Below are 256 nucleotides of genomic sequence, written 5' to 3'. Positions count from 1 at the left end.
ATCTTTAGCTTTGTACAATTGGTTTTCCTTAAGCTCCAGTTGTAACAAGTCTCCGTTTAGCACGTCCTTTAGAGATTGAGGAGTACCATCGGCCACAATTATCCCTTTATCTATAATAGCTAAATGATCACATAGTTGATCTGCCTCCTCTAAATAATGAGTTGTTAGGAAAACTGTTAATTTTTCTTTCTTAGCCATAGATTTAATAATCTCCCACAAGGAAGCTCGTGCTTCTGGGTCTAAACCTGTTGTAGGT

The 256-nt window shown here is 37.5% G+C and carries 1 pseudogene; it reads right to left on the bottom strand.

The window, feature by feature from the left end:
• Positions 1 to 256, bottom strand: a pseudogene (locus AOA62_RS31950) (ABC transporter); the annotation flags it as partial.

The organism is Pseudomonas sp. 2995-3, from assembly GCF_002742565.1.
Classification (GTDB): Bacteria; Pseudomonadota; Gammaproteobacteria; order Pseudomonadales; family Pseudomonadaceae; genus Aquipseudomonas; species Aquipseudomonas edaphica.
Note: the sequence above shows the minus strand (reverse complement) of the source record. Positions and strands in the feature narration are given on the sequence as shown.